We start from the raw sequence: 2,796 nt of genomic DNA on the forward strand, positions 1-2,796 counted from the left end.
CAGTGCAGCTGCAAGGTCGGGTTTGTACGGCTCGGGCGCGGTCGCATCGTTGATTCCCGCGAGGTCGATGGTCGCGCCGCCGCGGCTGACGGTGTCGTGCTGGTTTCGGAGCACGGTGACGCCAAGGGTCTCCCACAGATCGAGCCAGGCACCGCCGTCCCCGGCATAGAACTCGTGGTTGCCGCTCACTCCGAAGATCCCTAGCGGCGCCGACAGTTGCCGCAGCGGTGCCAGGTCCGAACCCACAAGGTCCACGGTGCCGTCGATCAAATCTCCGTCGAGAATCACCAGATCCGGCGACTGGGCATTGACATCGTCGACGACCTGTTGGACGAAGCCGGCACCTCGTGCCGGTCCGACGTGAAGATCGGAGATCAGAGCGACGCGGGTGCCGTCGAATTCGGCCGGCAGCCGATCGAGGGCAATGGAGGTCTGGGTGACGCGGGGGTTCGCCGCCTCGACGATTCCGTAGCCGACCGTGACGACCGACACGACGGCGACCGCGGCGGCGCCGATGCGAGTGACGCGCAGCCGGACCGCAGCGGATTCACGTCGGCGAGCCGCCATGACGATCCGGATGCCCAATGTCACGATGCCCACCAGCAACGTTCCCAATACGAGATACAGCACGACAGCAAGCCAGGTCAGGCCGAGGAACGCCGGCACACGCGCCCACGCGGGGTCGAATACCTCGCCGGAGCCGATACCGATGAGCGCCAACAACCAGGTGACCACCAGCACCCCGTCGATTACGAATGACCACGGACGAGCTACCCGAGTGGCTCGAACATAGCGCCAGTGCAACAGGAGTGCGACGAGCGCCAGGAAGGTGCCGAAGCCGATGAGACGCATCATGGATCAGTACAACAACTTTCGGAAGAGGTCTGACAGCTCGGGCCCCTCCGACGATCCGACGGTGGTGAACGAGCCGCCCGTCATGTCGGACAACGATTGCAACGTGCGAGCATCCGGATTGGTTCCGATCGACACGATGTCGACTGCGACGGGGCGGTTGGCATCGACAGCATCGGCCACGCCGCGCAGGAACTCATCCGACGAGACGGATACATCGTCGTTCGGGCCGTCCGTGACGAGCAGCAGCCGGTTTGGTCTCCCCGGGGCGAAACCGTCGAGGGCCGCGGCGTATGCAGCCCGCACAGCCTCGTAGGTCGAGGTCGCCGTCTCCGGTCGTAGGGCACCGAGTGCGGCGACGAGTTCGGCGCGTCGCGTGCCCGTAGCGAAGGGCGCGGCAACCGGCCCCGTCGGAACGATGGTGCGGTACGCGCGGTCGCCGTCCAGGTTATCGCTGTACGCCCACAGGCCGAGCTCGGTGCCGTCCACGACGGTCTCGAACTGCCGGGCCAGCGCAGTCGCCGTGTTCTGCAGCCTGGTCTGCCCGCCTTCGGGGGTGTCCATCGAACCCGAGACGTCCAGCAGCACCGTGGCGCGGATTTCGGTCGCTGGATTCCGGACGATGTCCAGTAGTGCCCCTCGTGCTTCCGGTTGCATTCGCGGCGCCTCGGACGGCGACACGTCGAGCTGAAATCCGGCGTCTGTCAACAGCTGTGCGTTCGCCGGTTGCCGGACGAAGTCGACGAATTGAGCAGCGGTACGACCGAGAGTTTCGTCGGGGGTCGTGCCGGTGAGAATCGCGGCGGGGTGGTCCGCGACGGGTTTGGCACCTGCGGGAACGAACGCGGTCAGGTTGCCCGGGGCATGAGTGCGCAGCTGCTGCTCGGTGACGGGAACGACGTGAAACTCCGCGTCGGCTCCGGTTTTACCGGCTAACCGTGTCAGAGCGGCAGCGGTTGCCTCTTGCGTCACCGCGGAAGTACCTCGATCGGTTCGGGCGAGTTCCGACAGCGCGTCGACGACGGGTGCTGATCGGAACGAGTCGGCGGTCGGCTCGCCCCGCGCGACGTCCGTCGCTGTAGCCGCGACCGCAGCGAGAGCCGCCGAGGTGGCATCTGAGTCAGGGCCGAGGGGAAGTTGCATTCGAAGTCCGCCCCATTGGGCAAGCCCGAGCGCGTCGAGGCCGTCCTGGGCCGACTGCAGCCGAGGTAGGTCGGTCCACCCGACACCCGCGGCGGTCAGTGCGGAGGTGAGTTGTTCGGTGCCGGCGAGGACCACCGGGGTACTCGCCACCGAGCGCGGGGTCCCGTCCACCGTGCCGAGCGGCAGCCCGGTCAAGAAATCCGAAGAGCTCGGAATCCACAGTGCGGGATACGCGCCGAGTGCAGCGCTGTCCCAGGGCGCACCCGATCCGAGGGCGACCTCGACTGCCTCCGACGAAGCCGGCGATACCGTCACCGATACGCAGTGATCGCGTACCACCGGCCCGGTGTCGGTGTATCGCTCCGCCAGCTCGGTGAGCGGCGCCGCGATATCCGGATCGACGGTGACGGGAACGACCCGGTCACCCTCGACACACGTCTCCGCGGCCTGGGCTCCCTGGTCGGCTATTCGATCTCGTAGTTGAAACCACCCGAGCACGGCGAGCACCACCACGACGATGGTGCCCACCGCGATCAACGGGCCCTTGCTGATTCCGCGGGTTCCCCCCGAAGTTCGATGTTCGCCCACGGGAGGAAGGTTACAAGCCGCGGCGAGTTCGGTGAGAACTCATGCCCGGGTCAGTGAGCACTCGTACCGGCGGCCTTGTACTCCCGCCTGCGGCGGTGCAGGATCGGCTCGGTGTAGCCGTTGGGTTGGCTGGTGCCCTGGAAGATCAAGTCGCTTGCGGCTTGGAAAGCGATGTTGTTCGCGAAGTCCGGTGCGAGGTCGTTGTATGTCGGG

2 protein-coding genes are annotated in these 2,796 nt (G+C 66.6%); both read right to left on the reverse strand.

Annotation, left to right across the window (positions count from 1 at the left end):
• A partial coding sequence (locus tag WBQ44_RS23370; RefSeq protein ID WP_495569038.1) for a metallophosphoesterase occupies window positions 1–855 on the reverse strand: 855 nt, incomplete at its 3' end.
• 3 nt (window positions 856–858) lie between these two features.
• Window positions 859–2,583, reverse strand: a complete 1,725-nt coding sequence (locus WBQ44_RS23375; protein ID WP_495569039.1) for a substrate-binding domain-containing protein — start codon at window positions 2,581–2,583, stop codon at window positions 859–861.
• Window positions 2,584–2,796 lie beyond the last annotated feature (213 nt).

It is taken from the genome of Rhodococcus sp. (in: high G+C Gram-positive bacteria), from assembly GCF_049591685.1.
Classification (GTDB): domain Bacteria; phylum Actinomycetota; class Actinomycetes; order Mycobacteriales; family Mycobacteriaceae; genus Rhodococcoides.